This window comes from Streptomyces sp. NPDC007088 (genome assembly GCF_042869355.1).
Lineage (GTDB): Bacteria > Actinomycetota > Actinomycetes > Streptomycetales > Streptomycetaceae > Streptomyces.
On the sequence record NZ_JBIAFO010000001.1, the window covers coordinates 190156 to 209670 of the forward strand.

A 19515-nucleotide genomic window follows, 5' to 3' on the forward strand; every position below is an offset into this window, starting at 1 on the left:
CGGCCCTGGCCCCCTCCCCGGCCGGCCCGGTGCGCGAGACTGGCCGGCGTGATCCGTACCGAAGCGCTCTCGGCCCTCCCCGTCCGTTCCGTCCTGCCCGCGCTGCGCACGGCGCTTGAGGGGCCGGGGGCGGACGGGGCCGCGGTGCTGTGCGCGCCGCCGGGCACCGGTAAGACGACGCTCGTGCCGCTCGCGCTGGCCGGGCTGCTCGGCGGGGACGCGGCGCCGCGCCGGATCGTGGTCGCCGAGCCCCGGCGGATCGCGGCGCGGGCCGCGGCGCGGCGTATGGCCTGGCTGCTGGGCGAGCGGGTCGGCGAGAGCGTCGGCTTCACGGTACGCGGGGAGCGGCGGGTCGGTCCGCGCACCCGCGTGGAGGTCGTGACGACGGGCGTCCTGCTCCAGCGGCTCCAGCGCGACCAGGAACTCGCGGGCGTGGACGCGGTGATGCTCGACGAGTGTCACGAGCGGCACCTGGACGCCGACACGGCGACGGCCTTCCTCGTGGACGTACGGGCGGCGCTGCGGCCCGAGTTGTGGCTGCTGGCCGCCTCGGCGACGACCGACGCGGAGGGCTGGTCGCGGCTGCTGGGCGGGGCGCCCGTCGTGGTGGCGGAGGGCGTGTCGTATCCGGTGGAGACGCTGTGGGCGCCCCCGGTGCGGCCGGTGCGGCCGCCGCACGGTCTGCGCGTCGATCCCGCGCAGCTCACGCACATCGCCTCGGTGGTGCGCCGGGCGCTGGCCGAACGCGCGGGCGACGTGCTGTGTTTCCTGCCGGGTGTCGGGGAGATCGCGCGGGTGGCGGGTCTGCTGTCGGGGGTGGACGCGGAGGTGCTCCAGGTGCACGGCCGGGCGCCCGCCGCCGTGCAGGACGCGGTGCTCTCGGGGCCGGGCGAGCGGCGCCGGGTGGTTCTCGCGACCTCGGTGGCGGAGTCGAGCCTGACGGTGCCGGGGGTGCGGGTCGTCGTGGACTCGGGGCTGGCCCGTGAGCCCCGGGTCGACCACGCGCGGGGGCTGAGCGCGCTGACCACGGTCCGGGCCTCGCTGGCCTCGGCGCGGCAGCGGGCGGGCCGGGCCGGGCGTGAGGCGCCGGGCACGGTGTACCGGTGCTGGGCGCGGGCCGAGGAGGCACGGTTGCCCGCGTTCCCCGCACCCGAGATCAAGGTCGCCGACCTCGGGGCCTTCGCGTTGCAGGCCGCGTGCTGGGGCGATCCGGCCGCGTCCTCTCTCGCGCTGCTGGACGCGCCGCCCGCCGGGGCGCTGGCCGCCGCGCGCGAGGTGCTGGGCGCGATCGGCGCGGTGGACCGCTCCGGGCGGGCCACCGAACGCGGGGAGCGGATGGCGCGTCTGGGCCTGCATCCCCGGCTCGCGCGGGCCCTGCTCGACGGGGCCGCCGAGGTGGGGGCGCGGCGTGCGGCCGAGGTCGTGGCGCTGCTGAGCGAGGAGCCGCCGCGGGAGTACGGGGACGATCTCGCGGGGGCGCTGCGCCGGGCCCGCGCGGGCGCGGACGCCTACGGGGCGCGGTGGCGGCAGGAGGTGCGCCGGTTGTCCTCGCAGGTCCCGAAGTCGCTGTCCGGGGACGGGGCGCTCGCCGAGGACGCGGCGGTGGGGCTGGTCACGGCGCTCGCCCAGCCGGAGCGGGTGGCGCGGGCGCGCGGCGGCGGTTTCCTCATGGTGTCGGGCACGGGCGCGGAGCCGGCGGAGGGTTCGCGGCTGCGGCAGGCCCCGTGGCTGGCCGTCGCCGTCGCGGACCGGCCGGCCGGGGCGGTGTCGGCCCGGGTGCGGCTGGCGGCGGTGATCGACGAGGGCACCGCGCGGGCGGCGGCCGGGGCGCTGCATGCGCGGGGCGGCGAGGTGCGGTGGTCGGGCGGGGACGTCGTGGCGCGCGAGGTGGAGCGGCTGGGCGCCGTGGAGTTGCGGGCCCGTCCGCTGCGGGAGCCGGATGCGGCGCTGGTGCGGGAGGCGCTGCTGGACGGTTTGCGTCAGACGGAGCTGGGCGCGCTGGGCTGGTCGCGCGGGGCGCGGGAGCTGCGGCAGCGGATGGCCTTCGTACGGGAGGCGCTCGGCGAGCCGTGGCCAGAGGTGTCGGACGCGGGTCTGCTGGAGCGGGCCGGGGAGTGGCTGGAGCCCGAGCTGTCCCGGGCGCGGCGCCGGGCCGACCTGGAGCGCGTGGACGTGGCCGCCGCTCTGCGGCGCCTGCTGTGGGCCTCCGGTGTCGGCGGCCGGCTCGACGAACTGGCGCCCGAGCGCTACGAGTTGCCCGGGGGACGGGGCCGGGTGCGGATCGACTACTCGGGGGACCGTCCGGTGCTGGCGGTGAAACTCCAGTCGCTGTTCGGGGTGAGCAGGACACCGGAGGTGGCGGGGGTGCGGATGCGCGTCCACCTGTTGTCCCCGGCCGGGCGTCCGGCGGCGGTCACGAGTGATCTGGAGACCTTCTGGACGCAGGGGTACCGGGCGGTGCGCGCGGAGTTGCGGGGGCGGTATCCGAAGCACGCGTGGCCCGAGGAGCCGTCCGGGAGCTGAGGCGCCCCGGTCGCCGGCCCGGCGACCGGGGGCACCGGTCAGCCGACGGTGAGGGTCACGTCGAGTACGGCCCCGCCCTCGGTCGTGACGCGCAGGACGTACTCCCCCTTCTCCGTGTCGGCGAAGAGTTCGGGGAGAGTCAGCAGTCCGTCCTCGTCGGTCGTGAGCGACACCGTGCGGGCCGGCGTGTCGTCCGCGCCCTTGAAGTACGGTCCCGCGTCCGCCGCTTCGGTGTCCTTGGCGGTCTTGAGGACGGTGGCGGTGGCGGCGACGCCGGGCGCGGCCGCTTTGCCGAGGGTGGCCTTCGCGGTGAGCCGCGTGGCGAAGGCGGTGCCGGGCGCGGCGGTGAACGCCTTGTCGTCGGTGCGGGCGAGCTGGTCGGCGAGGCGGGCGGTGACGGTGGCCCGGTAGGTGACGGGCGCGAGGCCGCTGCCGTTGAGCTGGGCGCGGACGGTGAACTCCCCGGTCTTCTCACCGGCGCTGAGGACAGGCGCGGTGGCGCTCCCGGTGGCCGTCGTGGTGACGGTGGCCGAGGTGGCGCCCTGCGCGAACGTCGCCCCGGTGTCGCCGAGGACGGTGAAGGTGACCCTGGCCCCGGGCACCCCCTTGCCGAGTCCGTCGAGTGCGCGGACGCCGACGCGGTGGGCGAAGTCGCTTCCGGCGACGGCGGTGAGGGTGCCGGTCGCGGAGTCGGCGAAGCGGGCGACCCGCTGGGCCGGCGGCTTCGGCGGCGCGGGCGGCCTGGTCGGGGTCGTGGGCGGGGTGGCCGGGGGCGTCGTCGGAGGTGTGGTGGCCGGGGGCGTGGAGGGCTTCGCCGGCTTGGTCGGCTTGGTGGGCTTGTCCGGCGACTGGCTCCCGCCCGGCTTGTCCGGTCGCGAGGGGTGCGGGCTCGCGCTGGTGCCGTGGGCGGGCGGCGTCGGGGAGGGGCGCACCGAGGGCGGTGTCGAGGAGGCGGGGACCGGGGTGTCGGGCCGGTTGGGGTGCCTGGGCACGGTGCCGGTGCCGTCGGGGACCTCGTGCGTGCCCTTGCGGTAGAACTCGAACCACTTCAGGACGGTGTCGAGGTACTCCTGCGAGTGGTTGTAGCTGAGGACGGCGGCGTCGCGGCCGGTGGTCGTGGCGAGGTCGCGGCCGTCCGCGCACAGGTAGTAGCCGGCGGCGAGGGCCGCGTCGTACACGTTGTTGGGGTCGCTGGTGCCGTCGCCGTTGCCGTCGCGGCTCCAGGTGTCCCAGGTCGAGGGGATGAACTGCATGGGGCCGACGGCGCGGTCGTGGGTGCGGTCCCCGTCGTAGCGGCCGCCGTCGGTGTCGGAGATGAGGGCGAAGCCGTTGCCGTTGAGCTGGGGTCCGGTGATGCGGCTGATGGTGGTGCCCTCGGCGGTGACCTTGCCGCCACTGGCGTGTCCGGACTCCACGCGGCCGATGGCGGCGAGCAGTTGCCAGGGCAGCCGGCAGCCGGAGCGGGTCTCGGCGAGTTCGGCCTCGGCCTTCTTGTAGGCGTCCAGGACGGTCGCGGGGATACCGGCCTCGGCGGGTTCCCGCGCGACGGGTTCCTGGGTGCCCGATCCGGTGCCGGGCCGCTCGCCGAGCAGGTCGTGGGAGCTGCCGGGCTTACCGGGGCGTACGGGAGGGACGTCGGTGTAGTAGCGGTCGTCGGTGGGCGGGGTGACGTCCTTGCGGTCGCTCGCCTCGCTGCTGCGGGGCTGCCGGTGGTCGTCGGTGAAGCCCGGTGCCTGGGAGGCGGTGAGCGCCGCCATCACCAGGGCCGCGATCGCCGTGGCCGCCGCCCCCTTGCGCAGCCGTATGCCGAATTGCGCCGCCATTGTGGTGCCACCCCTCCTGTGCCGCCCGCCACGCTCCCCAGCGCGACGACCCTGGCGACACTACGACAACTTCTGACGTCCGGGCAGACACCGCTGACCGTCTTTCACCACTTGGCCATAAGTAGTCGCCCGCGCGTCGCGCTGCGTTCAGGGGGAGGGCACGCAGGGTGACCGTGCGGTGACGCCGACGCCCCCGGCCTGTGGGTTCGCTGTGGGGGCGGCGGTGGCGGGTCCGCGCGCGGACCCGCCACCGGGGTGGGCTCAGTGGGCGGCGGACTCCCAGTCGCGGCCGACGCCGACGGACACGGTCAGCGGGGCGCGCAGCTGGGCCGCCGAGGCCATCTCGCGGCGCAGGATCTCCTCGACCCGTTCGCGTTCGCCGGGGAAGATCTCCAGGACGATCTCGTCGTGGACCTGGAGCAGCATCCGCGAGTGGAGGCGGGCCCCGGTGAGCGCGCGGTCGACGTTGAGCATCGCGATCTTCACGATGTCGGCGGCGGTGCCCTGGATCGGGGCGTTGAGCGCCATGCGTTCGGCCGTCTCCCGGCGCTGGCGGTTGTCGCTGTTGAGGTCGGGCAGGTAGCGGCGGCGGCCGAGCATCGTCTCGGTGTATCCGGTGGCGCGGGCCTCCTCGACGACGCGCCGCAGGTAGTCGCGGACCCCGCCGAAGCGCTCGAAGTAGGTGTCCATGAGGGCGCGGGCCTCGCCGGCCTCGATGTTGAGCTGCTGGGACAGGCCGAACGCGGACAGCCCGTAGGCCAGCCCGTAGGACATGGCCTTGATCTTGCGGCGCATCTCCGGGTCGACGGCCGAGCGGTCCACGTCGAAGACGTAGGAGGCGACCGTGTTGTGCAGGTCCTCGCCGGAGGTGAACGCCTCGATGAGGCCCTCGTCCTCGGAGAGGTGGGCCATGACGCGCAGCTCGATCTGGCTGTAGTCGGCCGTCATGAGGGACTCGTAGCCCTCGCCGACGACGAAGCCGCGGCGGATCGCGCGGCCCTCGTCGGTACGGACCGGGATGTTCTGCAAATTCGGGTCGGTGGAGGAGAGGCGGCCGGTCGCGGCGACGGTCTGGTTGAAGGTCGTGTGGATGCGGCCGTCGGGCGCGATCGACTTGATGAGGCCCTCGACGGTCACCCGCAGCTTCGCCTGTTCGCGGTGGCGCAGCATGATCACCGGGAGTTCGTGCTCGGTCTGCGTCGCGAGCCAGGCCAGCGAGTCGGCGTCCGTCGTGTACCCGGTCTTCGTCTTGCGGGTCTTCGGCAGGGCCAGCTCGCCGAAGAGGACTTCCTGGAGCTGCTTGGGCGAGCCGAGGTTGAACTCGTGGCCGACCGAGGCGTGCGCCTCCTTCACCGCCTGCTGGACCGCGCCGGCGAACATCTGCTCCATCTTCTCCAGATGGGCGCGGTCCGCGGCGATGCCGTGCCGCTCCAGCTTGGCGAGCAGCGCGGAGGTCGGCAGCTCGATGTCCTTGAGGAGTTCGGCGGCGCGCACCTGCGGCAGCCGCTCCCCGAAGGCCGTGCCGAGGTCCAGGACGGTACGGGCCTGCACCATCAGGGTCTGGGCCTGCGCCTCGTCGTCGGCGCCGAAGGCGAGCTGCCCGTCGGCGTCGGCCGCCGGGACGAGTTCCCGGCCCAGGTACTCCAGGGACAGGGCGTCCAGCGCGAAGGAGCGGCGGCCGGGCTTGACGAGGTAGGCGCCGAGCGCAGTGTCCATGGAGACGCCCCCGACGCTCCAGCCACGCTCCCCGAAGACCCGCATGAGGCCCTTCGCGTTGTGCATGACCTTCGGCTTCTCAGGGTCCTCCAGCCAGTGCGCGAAGGCCCTCTCGTCGGTCTCGTCGAGGTTCGCGGGGTCGAACCAGACGGCGGCGCCGCCCGCCCCGGCGAGCGCGACCTCGGCGACCTCACCGGCGCCGAGCTTCCACATGTCCACGGTCGCGACGCCCAGCACGGACGAGCCGTGCTCGCTCAGCCACGCGGCGAGCTGCCCGCCCCCGGAGACGATCGTGCCGTCCAGCTCGACGCCCTCGGTGACCGGCTCGGACTCCTCCTCGGCCCCCGGGTCGACCGCGAGGAGCCGCTCCCGCAGCGAGGGGTTGCGGATCTCCAGGGTGTCCAGGACCATCGCGAGCGCCTTGCGGTCGTAGGGCGCGCGCTCCAGGTCCCCGACCGTCTTGGGCAGCTCGACGTCCCGGACCATCTCGGTCAGCCGGCGGTTGAGACGCACCGCGTCCAGGTGGTCGCGGAAGTTCTGCCCGGCCTTGCCCTTGACCTCGTCGGCGCGCTCGACCAGCTCCGCGAAGGAACCGAACTGGGTGATCCACTTCGCGGCCGTCTTCTCGCCGACCCCCGGGATGCCCGGCAGGTTGTCGGAGGGGTCGCCGCGCAGCGCCGCGAAGTCCGGGTACTGCGCCGGGGTCAGCCCGTACCGCTCCTCGACCTTCTCCGGCGTGTACCGCGTCAGCTCCGAGACCCCCTTGGTGGGGTACAGCACCGTGACGTGCTCGGTGATGAGCTGGAAGGAGTCCCGGTCCCCGGTGACGATCAGCACCTCGAAGCCCGCCGCCTCGGCCTGCGTGGCGAGCGTCGCGATGACGTCGTCCGCCTCGAAACCCTCGACCGCGAACCGCTGCGCGTGCATCGCGTCCAGCAGCTCACCGATCAGCTCGACCTGCCCCTTGAACTCGTCGGGCGTCTTCGCGCGGTTCGCCTTGTACTCGGTGAACTCCTCGGCCCGCCACGTCTTGCGGGACACGTCGAAGGCCACCGCGAAATGCGTGGGCCTCTCGTCGCGCAACGTGTTCGCCAGCATCGACGCGAACCCGTAGATCGCGTTGGTCGGCTGGCCCGTCGCCGTCGTGAAGTTCTCCGCGGGCAGCGCGAAGAACGCCCGGTACGCCAGGGAGTGCCCGTCCATGAGCATCAGGCGCGGACGCTCCCGGCCGGACGTGTGGGGCTTCTCGGCCGCCGCGGTCTTCTTCTTCGATGCTGTCTCTGCCACGTCCTCGATCCTGCCACGCCCCACCGACAGCCCGTGCCCGCCCGCGCCCGCACCCGGCGTGCCGTGCGAGGATCGGGGCGACGTACCGCACAGTACGAACGGGCGGGGTCACGGCACGCAGCCGCACTGCGCCGCGCCCCCGCGGCCCGAAGGGGAGCGACCATGGCAGCGAAGCCGCCCACCAGCGACCCGGTGCAGGACGCACCGACGGTCACCGCACCGCAGCACGCCGCGGCCGGCCTCCCGGCCGTCGGCCACTCGCTGCGCATCGCCCAGCAGCAGATGGGGGTGCGGCGCACCGCCCTCACCCTGCTGCGCGTCAACCAGAAAGACGGGTTCGACTGCCCCGGCTGCGCCTGGCCCGAGGGCGACCACCGGCACGCCGCCGAGTTCTGCGAGAACGGCGCGAAGGCCGTAGCGGAGGAAGCCACCCTGCGCCGCGTCACCCCCGCCTTCTTCGCCGCCCACCCGGTCGCCGACCTCGCCGGGCGCAGCGGCTACTGGCTCGGCCAGCAGGGCCGCCTCACCCAGCCCGTGTACCTCGCCGAGGGCGCCACCCACTACGAACCCGTGAGCTGGGAGCGCGCCTTCGCCATCGTCGCCGAGGAACTCACCGCCCTCGACTCCCCCGACGAGGCCGTCTTCTACACCTCGGGCCGCACCAGCAACGAGGCCGCTTTCCTCTACCAGCTCTTCGCCCGCGAGTTCGGCACCAACAACCTGCCGGACTGCTCCAACATGTGCCACGAGTCCTCCGGCTCCGCGCTCACCGAGACCATCGGCGTCGGCAAGGGCAGCGTCTCCCTGGAGGACCTCCACCAGGCCGACCTGATCATCGTCGCCGGACAGAACCCCGGCACCAACCACCCCCGCATGCTCTCCGCGCTGGAGAAGGCCAAAGCGGGCGGCGCGAAGATCATCTCGGTCAACCCGCTGCCCGAGGCGGGCCTGGAGCGGTTCAAGAACCCACAGACCCCCAAGGGCCTCATCAAGGGCGCCCCGCTCACCGACCTGTTCCTCCAGATCAGGCTCGGCGGCGACCAGGCGCTCTTCCGCCTCCTCAACAAGCTGATCCTCCAGACCGACGGCGCCCTCGACGAGGAGTTCGTCCGCGCCCACACCCACGGCTTCGAGGAGTTCGCCGAGGCCGCCGCCAAGGCCGACTGGGACGACACCCTCGCCGCGACCGGCCTGAAACGCGCCGACATCGAGAGCGCGCTGCGCCTCGTCCTCGACTCCCGCCGCACCGTCGTGTGCTGGGCCATGGGCCTGACCCAGCACAAGCACTCCGTCCCCACCATCCGCGAAGTCGTCAACTTCCTCCTGCTGCGCGGCAACATCGGCCGCCCCGGCGCCGGGGTCTGCCCCGTGCGCGGCCACTCCAACGTCCAGGGCGACCGCACCATGGGGGTCTTCGAACGGCCCGCCGACGCCTTCCTCGACGCCCTCCAGGCCGAGTTCGGCTTCGCCCCGCCCCGCCACCACGGCTACGACGTGGTCCGCGCCATCCGCGCCCTGCGCGACGGCGAGGCCAAGGTCTTCTTCGCCATGGGCGGGAACTTCGTCGCCGCCTCCCCCGACACCGAGGTCACCGAGGCCGCGATGCGCCGCGCCCGGCTCACCGTCCACGTCTCCACCAAACTCAACCGCTCCCACGCCGTCACCGGCGCCCGCGCCCTCGTCCTCCCCACCCTCGGCCGCACCGAACGCGACGTCCAGGCGAGCGGGGCACAGTTCGTGACCGTCGAGGACTCCATGAGCATGGTCCACGCCTCCCGCGGCCGGCTCGCCCCCGCGAGCCCCCACCTGCTGTCCGAACCCGCGATCGTCGCCCGCCTCGCCCGCCGCGTCCTCGGCCCGGAAAGCCGCACGCCCTGGGAGGAGTTCGAGCGGGACTACGCCACGATCCGGGACCGGATCTCCCGCGTCGTGCCCGGCTTCGAGGACTTCAACACCCGCGTCGCCCACCCCGGCGGCTTCACCCTCCCGCACGGACCGCGCGACGCACGCCGCTTCCCCACCGCCACCGGCAAGGCAAACTTCACCGCCGCCCCCGTCGAACACCCCCAGCTGCCCGAAGGCCGCCTGCTGCTCCAGACGCTGCGCTCGCACGACCAGTACAACACCACCGTCTACGGCCTCGACGACCGCTACCGCGGCATCACCGGCGGGCGCCGCGTCGTCCTCGTCCACCCCGAGGACGCCCGCGCCCTCGGCCACGCCGACGGCGACCACGTCGACCTCGTCAGCGAATGGGCCGACGGCCTCGAACGCCGCGCCCCCGGCTTCCGCCTCGTCCACTACCCCACCGCACGCGGCTGCGCCGCCGCCTACTACCCCGAGACCAACGTCCTGATCCCCCTCGACGCGACCGCCGACACGAGCAACACCCCCACCTCCAAGTCCGTCGTCGTCCGCCTCGACTCCCCCACGTCCACCCCCGCCTGAACCGACCGCAGCACAGAAACGGAGCCGCGCCCATGGGCGAGCAGCACACCGTGAAGTTCCCGCAGGACGTCCTCGACGAGTACGCCGCCCTCGGCGTCGACCTCACCGCCCTGTTCTCCGCCGGCCACCTCGGCACCCGCATGGGCGTCCAGGTCCTGGAGGCGAGCGCCGAACGCGTCGTCGGCACCCTGCCCGTCGAGGGCAACACCCAGCCCTACGGACTGCTGCACGGCGGCGCCTCCGCCGTCCTCGCCGAAACCCTCGGCTCCGTCGGCGCCATGCTCCACGGCGGCCCCGGCAAGCTCGCCGTCGGCGTCGACCTCAACTGCACCCACCACCGCGGCGTCCGCGCCGGCCTCGTCACCGGCGTCGCCACCCCCGTCCACCGCGGCCGCTCCACCGCCACCTACGAGATCGTCATCACCGACGAACAGGACAAACGCGTCTGCACCTCCCGCCTCACCTGCATGCTCCGCGAGAACCCGCGACCGGCCGGCTGAACCGCACAGCGCCCCGCGGGCGCACACGCACCGCTGCCACGTGTACGACGACGGGGGCGCTCCCACCACGGGAGCGCCCCCGTTGTCAACTCCCCTGCGAAGACGAGAAACTCGCCGCTATACGGACACAAGGCACCGATGACACACCGCAGTTGACGGCCAACGGGCCCGCAGAGCGCCCCCGCCGCCCCGCGTCCGCACCCCCGGCCAGAAGCCGCCGCACACCGGGCCGCGATCACCCTGTGTAACACGCGCGCAATACGCCGCCCACAACCGGTTCACGCACACCGCACCCCCAGGACCCCCCAAGGCCGCACCCGCGCCCGCCGCAGCCTGCCAGCACCAACAGGGACTTAAGTACCTTACGCATGCTGGGAGTTCTCAGCATGCGGTCATCACAGACCACTCGAAAACCGCATTGCGGCCACCCCGCGCCTCTCACACGCCACATCGCATAACAAGACAGTCACATCCTGTCCGCTCCCGCTCCCGCACCCCTTCACCTGCGCTTAGAGTCACGGCCAGTCACCGCGCCGCCGGGCAGCCACACCAAGCACCGCCCACAGCACCCTCGTCCTGCCCGGCGATCGACACGGCACCTCAAGCGAGGAGGCCGCGCCAGGAAAGGACCCACCCGTGCGAAACCGTTCCTTGCTCATCCTCACCACCGTGCTCACCACAGGCGCGCTGACCCTCAGCGCCTGCGGATCGCGCGACGACGACGACAGCTCCGGCGGCGACAAGACCAACGGCTCAAGCAAGAAGACCACCGTCGTCATCGGCGTCGACGCCCCCCTCAGCGGTGACCTCTCCGCCCTCGGCCTCGGCATCCGCAACTCCGCCGACCTCGCCACCAAGATCGCCAACAAGAAGGACCTCGTCCCAGGCGTCCAGTTCAAGATCGAGCCGCTCGACGACCAGGCCCAGCCCTCCATCGGCCAGCAGAACGCCACCAAGTTCATCGGCGACAAGAAGGTCCTCGGCGTCGTCGGCCCCCTCAACTCGAACGTCTCGCAGTCCATGCAGAAGCCGTTCAACGACGCGGGCCTCACCCAGATCTCCCCCGCCAACACCGGCACCGAACTCACCCAGGGCGACGCCTGGAAGAGCGGCGACAAGAAGCGCCCCTTCAAGACCTTCTTCCGCACCGCCACCACCGATCAGGTGCAGGGCTCCTTCGCCGCCAACTACCTCTACGAGACGGCCAAGATCAAGTCGGTCTACCTGATCGACGACCAGAAGACCTACGGCGCCGGCCTCGCCGCCTCCTTCAAGGAGACCTTCACCAAGCTCGGCGGGAAGATCGTCGGCGCCGACCACATCAACCCCGACGACCGCGACTTCAACGCCGTCGTCGCCAAGGTCAAGCGCAAGAACGCCGGGGCCGTCTACTACGGCGGCGAGTACCCCGCCGCCGGCCCCCTCAGCCAGCAGCTCAAGGACAGCGGAAGCAAGATCCCGCTCATGGGCGGCGACGGCATCTACAGCGCCGACTTCATCAAGCTCAACAAGAAGGCCCAGGGCGACCTCGCCACCTCCGTCGGCGCCCCCGTCGAACAGCTCGACTCCGCCAAGCAGTTCATCTCCGACTACAAGCAGGGCGGATACAAGGACGACTACGAGGCCTACGGGGGCGGCACCTACGACGCCACCTGGTCCATCATCGAAGCCGTCAAGAAGGCCGTCGAGGACAACGACGGCAAACTCCCCGGCGACGCCCGCGCCAAGGTGCTCGACGCCATGAGCACCGTCAAGTTCAGCGGCGTCACCGGCGACGTCTCGTACGACGAGTTCGGAGACACCACCAACACGATGATGACCGCCTACGAGGTGGACGGCGGCAAGTGGGTCCCCAAGAAGAGCGAGGTCTACAAGCCCTGACCAGGGCCCGACCCGGCCACGCACCCTGAGGGCCGGCCCTCACACGTGTTGACCAGGCCGCGCGGGAACCGCTCACAGCGTCCCGCGCGGCGCCTTATCCGAACCACCCCACGGAGGCCCTGCGGTGCACGAACTGCCGCAACAGCTGGCCAATGGACTCATCCTCGGCGCGATGTACGGACTCATCGCGATCGGCTACACGATGGTCTACGGCATTGTCCAGCTCATCAACTTCGCCCACGGCGAGATCTTCATGATCGGAGGATTCGGCGCCTACACCGTCTGGAGCCTCCTCCCCGACGGCTCACCACTCCTCGCCGTCATCCCCCTCATGATCATCGGCGGCGTCATCTGCTCCGTCGCCGTCGGAACCGCCGCCGAACGACTCGCCTACCGGCCCCTGCGCGGCGCCCCCCGGCTCGCCCCCCTCATCACCGCCATCGGGCTCTCCCTCTTCCTCCAGCAACTCGTCTGGGCCTTCTACCCCGACGCCAAGTCCGACATCTCCTTCCCCCAGTTCCACGGCGACCCCTTCCACGTCCTCGGCGCCACCGTGCAGCGCGGCGACCTCTTCATCATCATCGCCGCCCCCATCTGCATGCTCGTCCTCGGCTTCTTCGTCTCCCGCACCCGCTCCGGACGCGGCATGCAGGCCACCGCCCAGGACCCCGACACCGCCAAGCTCATGGGCATCAACACCGACCGCATCATCGTCATGGCCTTCGCCATCGGCGCCGCGTTCGCCGCCGTCGCCGCCGTCGGCTACGGCCTCCACAACGGCCAAATCGGCTTCTACATGGGCTTCATCATGGGCCTCAAAGCCTTCACCGCGGCCGTCCTCGGCGGCATCGGAAACTTCTACGGCGCCATGCTCGGCGGACTCGTCCTCGGCGTCGCCGAATCCCTCGCCACCGGCTACATGGGCGACGTCCCCGGAATGGACCTCTTCGGCGGCGGCGCATGGAAGGACGTCTGGGCCTTCGTGCTCCTCATCGTCGTCCTCCTCCTCCGACCCCAGGGCCTCCTGGGCGAACGCGTCGCGGACAGGGCTTGATCACCATGACAGACACCACGCACCCCACGGCCCCCACCGAGGCCGTCCTCAGCCTCCCGGCCCCCGCCGCCCGCTACGGCACCCTCGCCGGCGCCGTCCTCGCCTTCGCCGGAACCTTCCTCTCCTGGACCTACACCGACGAATTCCCCGGCGACCTCACCGTCACCGGATACCCCGGCGGACTCCAGCTCGTCACCCTCACCGGAGCCCTCCTCACCGCCCTGTTCACCCTCAGCGCCCTCCACACCCCCGGACTGCGCTGGCTCACCCCCGGCGGCCCCCACAGCGCCGTCCGCTTCCTCGCCCTCGGCACCTTCGCCACCACCGCCTACACCGTCATCGCCATCGCGGTGAAACTCGACGGCCTCATCGCCCTCGACCCCGGAGCCTGGATCTCCCTCGCCGGCTCCGCCCTCGCCCTCGCCGCCGCCCTCGGCCTGCCCCACGACGTCCCCGCCGGCACCCACCCCGGCACCACCGACGTCCCCCTGCGCCGCGCCTTCCAGGCACCCGCACCCCACCGGGCCGAACGCACCCTCCCCGCCTGGCTGGAGATCCTCGTCATCGCCGTCGCCTTCGGCATCGGCCTCTACGTCTTCACCTTCGGCATCGACACCGAGTACTCCGAACTCTTCGTCGGATACCTCCTCCTCGTCGTCCTCGGCACCCTCGGCCTCGCCCGCGCCGGCCTCATGCGCCGCCTGAGCGAACTCACCGCCCGCCACCGGCAGATCACCCTCGCCGCCGCCTTCGTCGCCGCGATCTGCTTCCCCTTCACCCAGGACAACGACACCTACGCGCTCATCGGGACCAACATCCTGATCTTCGCCACCGTCGCCCTCGGGCTCAACGTCGTCGTCGGCCTCGCCGGACTCCTCGACCTCGGATACGTCGCCTTCCTCGGCGTCGGCGCCTACACCGCCGCCCTCGTCTCCGGCTCCCCCCAGTCCACCATCGGCGTCCACTTCCCCTTCCCCCTCGCCGTCCTCACCGGAGCCGCCGTCTCCCTCGTCTTCGGCGTCATCATCGGCGCGCCCACCCTGCGCCTGCGCGGCGACTACCTCGCCATCGTCACCCTCGGATTCGGAGAAATCTTCCGGATCACCATGAACAACCTCAACGGCAACAGCGGCCCCGACGTCACCAACGGCTCCCAGGGCATCCCCAACATCCCCGACCTCGAATTCTTCGGCTTCAAATTCGGGCTCCCCCACGACGTCCTCGGATTCACCCTCGGCAGGTCCGGCAACTACTACCTGCTGATGCTCGTCTTCACCGCGATCGTCCTGCTCGTCTTCCACCGCTCGGGACAGTCCCGCATCGGCCGCGCCTGGGTCGCCATCCGCGAGGACGAGACCGCCGCCTCCGCCATGGGCATCAACGGCTTCCGCCTCAAACTCCTCGCCTTCGCCCTCGGCGCCACCCTCGCCGGACTCGCCGGCACCGTCCAGGCCCACGTCTCCTACAGCGTCACCCCCGAGCAGTACAAGTTCGCCGGCTCCGCACCGCCCAACTCCGCCTTCCTCATCGCCGCCGTCATCCTCGGCGGAATGGGCACCATCTCCGGCCCCCTCATCGGCGCCGCACTGCTCTACCTCATCCCGGCCAAGCTCCAGTTCATGCAGGACTACCAGCTCCTCCTGTTCGGCTTCGCCCTCATCCTGCTCATGCGGCTGCGCCCCGAAGGCATCGTCCCCGACCGCCGCAAGCAACTCGAATTCCACGAGAACGACCAGCTCGCCGTGCCCGGACAACGACTTCCCGAACACGCCACCGGCGTCACCAAAGCGGGGGCCTGAACCATGACCACCACCCAGACCCCGCCCGAAACGGCCACCGCCGTCCTCGAAGCCACCGGCGTCACCATGCGCTTCGGCGGACTCACCGCCGTACGCGACGTCGACCTCACCGTCAACACCGGGGAAATCGTCGGCCTCATCGGCCCCAACGGCGCCGGGAAGACCACCTTCTTCAACTGCCTCACCGGCCTCTACGTCCCCACCGAAGGACGCGTCGCCTACAAAGGCACCACCCTGCCCCCCAAACCCCACCTCGTCACCAAAGCCGGAATCGCCCGCACCTTCCAGAACATCCGGCTCTTCGCCAACATGACCGTCCTTGAGAACGTGCTCGTGGGACGCCACACCCGCACCCGCGAAGGACTCTTCTCGGCCCTCCTGCGCGGACCCGGCTTCAAGAAAGCCGAAGCCGCCTCCACCGCCCGCGCGATGGAACTCCTCGAATTCATCGGACTCGCCGGGAAAGCGGACCACCTCTCCCGCAACCTCCCCTACGGCGAACAGCGCAAGCTCGAAATCGCCCGCGCCCTCGCCAGCGACCCCGGCCTCCTCCTGCTCGACGAACCCACCGCCGGCATGAACCCCCAGGAGACCCGCGCCACCGAGGAACTCGTCTTCGCCATCCGCGACCAGGGCACCGCCGTCCTCGTCATCGAGCACGACATGCGGTTCATCTTCAACCTCTGCGACCGCGTCTCCGTCCTCGTCCAGGGACAGAAACTCGTCGAAGGCACCCCCGACATCGTCCAGGCCGACGAACGCGTCGTCGCCGCCTACCTCGGCACCCCCATGGACAACAGCCCCGAGGACGAGTCCCTCGCCGAGATCCAGGCCGCCGAGGCCGCGGCCACGACGGGCACCGGCACCACGACGGGCGACGACACCGGTACGACGGCGGGGCCCCGTACCGGGAACACCACCGGCGGCAACGCGACCGACGCCACCACCGACGAACCCCCCGCCGACACCACCGCGGAGGACACCAAGTGACCGCCCTGCTCGAAGTCCAGGACCTCCGCGTCGCCTACGGGAAGATCGAGGCCGTCAAAGGCATCAGCTTCTCCGTCCAGGCAGGCGAGATCGTCACCCTCATCGGCACCAACGGCGCCGGCAAGACCACCACCCTGCGCACCCTCTCCGGCCTCATCAAGCCCCTCGCCGGAACCGTCACCTTCGACGGAAAACCGCTCCACCAGTACCGCGCCGACCAGATCGTCGCCCTCGGCCTCGCCCACTCCCCCGAGGGCCGGCACATCTTTCCCCGCATGACCATCGAGGACAACCTCCGCCTCGGCGCCTACCTCCGCAACGACACCGAGGGCATCGCCAAGGACATCCAGCACGCCTACGACCTCTTCCCCATCCTCGGAGAGCGCCGCAGGCAGGCCGCCGGCACCCTCTCCGGCGGCGAGCAGCAGATGCTCGCCATGGGACGCGCCCTCATGTCCCAGCCGAAACTCCTCATGCTCGACGAACCCTCCATGGGCCTCTCGCCGATCATGATGCAGAAGATCATGAGCACCATCGTCGAACTCAAGAAGCAGGGCACCACCATCCTGCTCGTCGAGCAGAACGCCCAGGCAGCGCTCTCCCTCGCCGACCACGGTCACGTCATGGAAATCGGCAACATCGTCCTCTCCGGGACCGGAGCCGACCTCCTCCACGACGAATCCGTCCGCAAGGCGTACCTCGGCGAGGACTGATCGCCCGGCCCCTACGGAAAGGGCCGTACCGGAATTCCACCGGTACGGCCCTTTTCGCGTCGTGAAGACAGGAAAACTTCGGTTACTTCGGCTGCTCCTTGGCGGCCTTCTTCTCCGCCGCGTCCTCGATCACGGCCTCCGCCACCTGCTGCATCGACATCCGCCGGTCCATCGACGTCTTCTGAATCCACCGGAACGCCGCCGGCTCGGTGAGCCCGTACTCCGTCTGCAGGACCGACTTCGCGCGGTCCACCAGCTTCCGCGTCTCCAGCCGCTGCGAGAGGTCCGCGACCTCCTTCTCCAGCGTCCGCAGCTCCGTGAACCGCGACACCGCCATCTCGATGGCCGGGACGACGTCGCTCTTCGAGAAGGGCTTCACGAGATACGCCATCGCCCCCGCGTCCCGGGCCCGCTCCACCAGATCGCGCTGCGAGAAGGCGGTGAGCATCAGCACCGGGGCGATCGACTCCTCGGCGATCTTCTCGGCCGCCGAGATCCCGTCCAGCACCGGCATCTTCACATCGAGGATCACGAGATCCGGCCGGTGCTCCCGGGCCAGCTCCACGGCCTGCTGCCCGTCCCCGGCCTCGCCCACGACGGTGTAGCCCTCCTCCTCCAGCATCTCCTTGAGATCCAGCCGGATGAGGGCCTCGTCCTCGGCGATGACGACACGGGTGGTCAGCGGAGGCACGTGCGACTTGTCGTCGTCAGCGACGTTCTGGGGCGACTCGGACTCGGGGGCGCTCACGGTTGCTCCTTGTTTCAGGGCAGGTGGGTACTGCTATGGAGAGGGTACCTAGCTGCGGTAAGGTAGTCCCGAACAGGGGGTGACCCTCCCTTGTTTTCGAAGGCCCCAGTACTCCAATCGGTCAGAGAGGCCGCTCTCAAACAGCGGACAGTGTGGGTTCGAATCCCACCTGGGGCACTTTCCTTGCTTTCGAAGGTCACGTGCCGCCCCTTGGTTTCACTCGTTCGGGGCCTTTGATCTCCGATTTTCCCGTGCGGGTTCTTCGCGTCCACCACCGTCGCTCGTGTGTATGACATCGATACGCGTGTCCGCGTGCTAGCTCTCCTGGAAAGTGGTCGAAGCCTCAACTCGGTCAGCAAGCAGACCGGCGTAGCCAGGGCGACCATCAGGGAGTGGCAGAAGCGCCTCCTCCCACGGGGCCGAGTCGCTTCCTCCTGCTGCCGCTGCCAGAGCTCGCCGCAAGAACCTGCGGATCCAGCGGCTTACGCCTATCTGCTCGGGCTCTACTTGGGTGACGGCTGCCTCAGCACCGGGCGGCGAGGGGTCCACACCCTTCGGATCGCCTGTGCCGACACGTGGCCCGGACTGATCAGGGCTTGTGCGGTGGCCATGGCATCCGTGCTCCCCAACAACGTCTGGCGCACGCAGTGCGAGGGCTGTGTCGCGGTCTCCAGCAGCAGCAAGCACTGGACTTGCCTCTTTCCCCAACACGGGCCGGGTAAGAAGCATGAGCGTCATATCTTCCTTGAGAACTGGCAGCAGGAGGTAGTGGACGCACATCCGTGGGCCTTCGTCCGGGGGCTCATCCACTCCGACGGCTCTCGCATCATCAACTGGACACAGAGGACCATCGCAGGCGAGTTGAAGCGCTACGAATATGTCCGTTACTTCTTCACCAACAGATCTGACGACATCCGGGGTCTGTACTGCGCCACTCTCGACACACTGGGCGTCGAGTGGACAGTTCTGCACCGCGACAAGCGCGCTCTCAACATCTCCGTGGCCCGCAAGGCCTCAGTCGCCCTCATGGACCGACACGTGGGGCCGAAGTACTGATACGTGGATGCCCCCGTCGGCCCCGAGGCCCCCTCTCAGGAGAGTTCGCGGGTTCGAGCGCCGACAGCGACACCCCGCATTCCCCCCATGCGGTGAAAGTACTCCGTCTCCCGCCCGAGTCGGCCCTCAATGCTCGACCGTGAGCCACATGCTCTTCCACCCATTCGAGACGCGCCGGCAGGCACTGTCACTCCTGCGCGAGGGTATGTCCAACGCCGAGGTCGCACGCCTCTTGCATGTCCCGAAAGGGACAATCGGCTACTGGAAACATGTCGACCTGGCCAAGCGAGGCGAAAACCCCGGCCGCAAGCGCAGTTTCTGCCCACGGTGCGACGAATCCCCTCTCGCCGACGCGGCGTACTCGTATCTCCTCGGCCTCTATCTGGGCGACGGGCACATAAGCCTCTACTCGGAACACCGGGCCCCGAGCCTGATGATCACGCTGGACGACGCGTGGCCCGGCATTCAGGACGAGTGCGAGGCGGCCATGCGGGCAGTGCTCCCGGGTAACGCGACCTGCCGCGTGCGCCGGACGGGCTGCCACAACATCAAGGTCTACTCCCAGCACCTGCCCTGTCTCTTCCCCCAGCACGGCCCCGGCAAGAAGCACGACCGGGAGATCCGGCTCGAAAGCTGGCAACAGGCTGTGGTCGAGGCCCACCCCTGGGGCTTCGTCCGTGGCCTGATCCACTCCGACGGCTGCCGGATCACCAACTGGACCACGCGCGTGGTCGGTGGCGAGCGGAAACGCTACGAGTATCCGCGCTACTGGTTCACCAACGTCTCGGACGACATCCGCCGCCTCTATACGGACACGCTCGACCGACTGGGCGTGGAGTGGACCTCGTGCTTCCGCCACGGCGTCCCGTACAACATCTCCGTGGCCCGCAAAGCCTCCGTAGCCCTCATGGACCAGCACGTGGGGCCGAAGTACTGACCGTCCAGTACCCCGGCCCCGGCAACCCGCCTTCGTGCGC

The 19515-nt window shown here is 70.8% G+C and carries 13 protein-coding genes and 1 tRNA gene; 11 read left to right on the top strand and 3 right to left on the bottom strand.

Annotated features, from left to right (window positions below):
- Positions 1 to 48: 48 nt before the first annotated feature.
- Positions 49 to 2523 carry an ATP-dependent helicase HrpB gene (hrpB, locus tag ACFYMP_RS00880; RefSeq protein ID WP_388848314.1) on the top strand — a complete coding sequence of 825 codons (2475 nt, stop codon included), beginning with the start codon at positions 49 to 51 and terminating at the stop codon, positions 2521 to 2523.
- Between the two features lie 38 nt (positions 2524 to 2561).
- Here hrpB and ACFYMP_RS00885 read toward each other — a convergent pair whose 3' ends face one another.
- Together ACFYMP_RS00885 and polA are read right to left on the bottom strand one after the other, a co-directional pair.
- Entirely contained in the window at positions 2562 to 4346 is a 1785-nt protein-coding gene (locus tag ACFYMP_RS00885; RefSeq protein WP_388848317.1) for a hypothetical protein, read from the bottom strand.
- A 261-nt stretch (positions 4347 to 4607) separates the two neighbouring features.
- Entirely contained in the window at positions 4608 to 7349 is a 2742-nt protein-coding gene (gene polA / locus ACFYMP_RS00890; protein WP_388848320.1) for a DNA polymerase I, read from the bottom strand.
- Positions 7350 to 7511: 162 nt separating this feature from the next.
- Here polA and ACFYMP_RS00895 point away from each other — a divergent pair, with 162 nt between their 5' ends.
- The 7 genes from ACFYMP_RS00895 (at position 7512) to ACFYMP_RS00925 (ending at position 16734) form a co-directional block, all read left to right on the top strand.
- Positions 7512 to 9797: an FdhF/YdeP family oxidoreductase gene (locus ACFYMP_RS00895; RefSeq protein WP_388848323.1), complete on the top strand. Its 2286-nt coding sequence runs from the start codon at positions 7512 to 7514 to the stop codon at positions 9795 to 9797.
- A gap of 32 nt (positions 9798 to 9829) precedes the next feature.
- Positions 9830 to 10297, top strand: coding sequence for a PaaI family thioesterase (locus tag ACFYMP_RS00900; protein ID WP_388848326.1), 468 nt, complete (start codon positions 9830 to 9832; stop codon positions 10295 to 10297).
- A 651-nt stretch (positions 10298 to 10948) separates the two neighbouring features.
- Entirely contained in the window at positions 10949 to 12178 is a 1230-nt protein-coding gene (locus ACFYMP_RS00905; protein ID WP_388849516.1) for a branched-chain amino acid ABC transporter substrate-binding protein, read from the top strand.
- A 124-nt stretch (positions 12179 to 12302) separates the two neighbouring features.
- Positions 12303 to 13232 (top strand): branched-chain amino acid ABC transporter permease, encoded by a 930-nt coding sequence (locus ACFYMP_RS00910; RefSeq protein WP_388848329.1) that lies wholly within the window; start codon positions 12303 to 12305, stop codon positions 13230 to 13232.
- 5 nt (positions 13233 to 13237) lie between these two features.
- Positions 13238 to 15031 (top strand): branched-chain amino acid ABC transporter permease, encoded by a 1794-nt coding sequence (locus ACFYMP_RS00915; protein WP_388848332.1) that lies wholly within the window; start codon positions 13238 to 13240, stop codon positions 15029 to 15031.
- Positions 15032 to 15034: 3 nt separating this feature from the next.
- Entirely contained in the window at positions 15035 to 16021 is a 987-nt protein-coding gene (locus ACFYMP_RS00920) for an ABC transporter ATP-binding protein (RefSeq protein ID WP_388848335.1), read from the top strand.
- A complete protein-coding gene (locus ACFYMP_RS00925) occupies positions 16018 to 16734 on the top strand; it encodes an ABC transporter ATP-binding protein (RefSeq protein ID WP_363145945.1) in 717 nt (238 codons plus the stop codon). Before ACFYMP_RS00920 ends, ACFYMP_RS00925 begins: the two co-directional genes overlap by 4 nt.
- 82 nt (positions 16735 to 16816) lie before the next feature.
- Here ACFYMP_RS00925 and ACFYMP_RS00930 read toward each other — a convergent pair whose 3' ends face one another.
- On the bottom strand, positions 16817 to 17482 hold the full coding sequence (locus tag ACFYMP_RS00930; protein ID WP_388848339.1) for an ANTAR domain-containing response regulator: 666 nt from the start codon (positions 17480 to 17482) through the stop codon (positions 16817 to 16819).
- A gap of 102 nt (positions 17483 to 17584) precedes the next feature.
- Here ACFYMP_RS00930 and ACFYMP_RS00935 point away from each other — a divergent pair.
- The 3 genes from ACFYMP_RS00935 to ACFYMP_RS00945 all read left to right on the top strand — a co-directional run bounded on the left by ACFYMP_RS00935 (position 17585) and on the right by ACFYMP_RS00945 (position 19475).
- A tRNA-Leu gene (locus tag ACFYMP_RS00935) sits at positions 17585 to 17659 on the top strand.
- A 108-nt stretch (positions 17660 to 17767) separates the two neighbouring features.
- Entirely contained in the window at positions 17768 to 18538 is a 771-nt protein-coding gene (locus ACFYMP_RS00940) for an IS630 transposase-related protein (protein ID WP_388848342.1), read from the top strand.
- Between the two features lie 148 nt (positions 18539 to 18686).
- Positions 18687 to 19475 (top strand): helix-turn-helix domain-containing protein, encoded by a 789-nt coding sequence (locus ACFYMP_RS00945; protein ID WP_388849519.1) that lies wholly within the window; start codon positions 18687 to 18689, stop codon positions 19473 to 19475.
- Positions 19476 to 19515 lie beyond the last annotated feature (40 nt).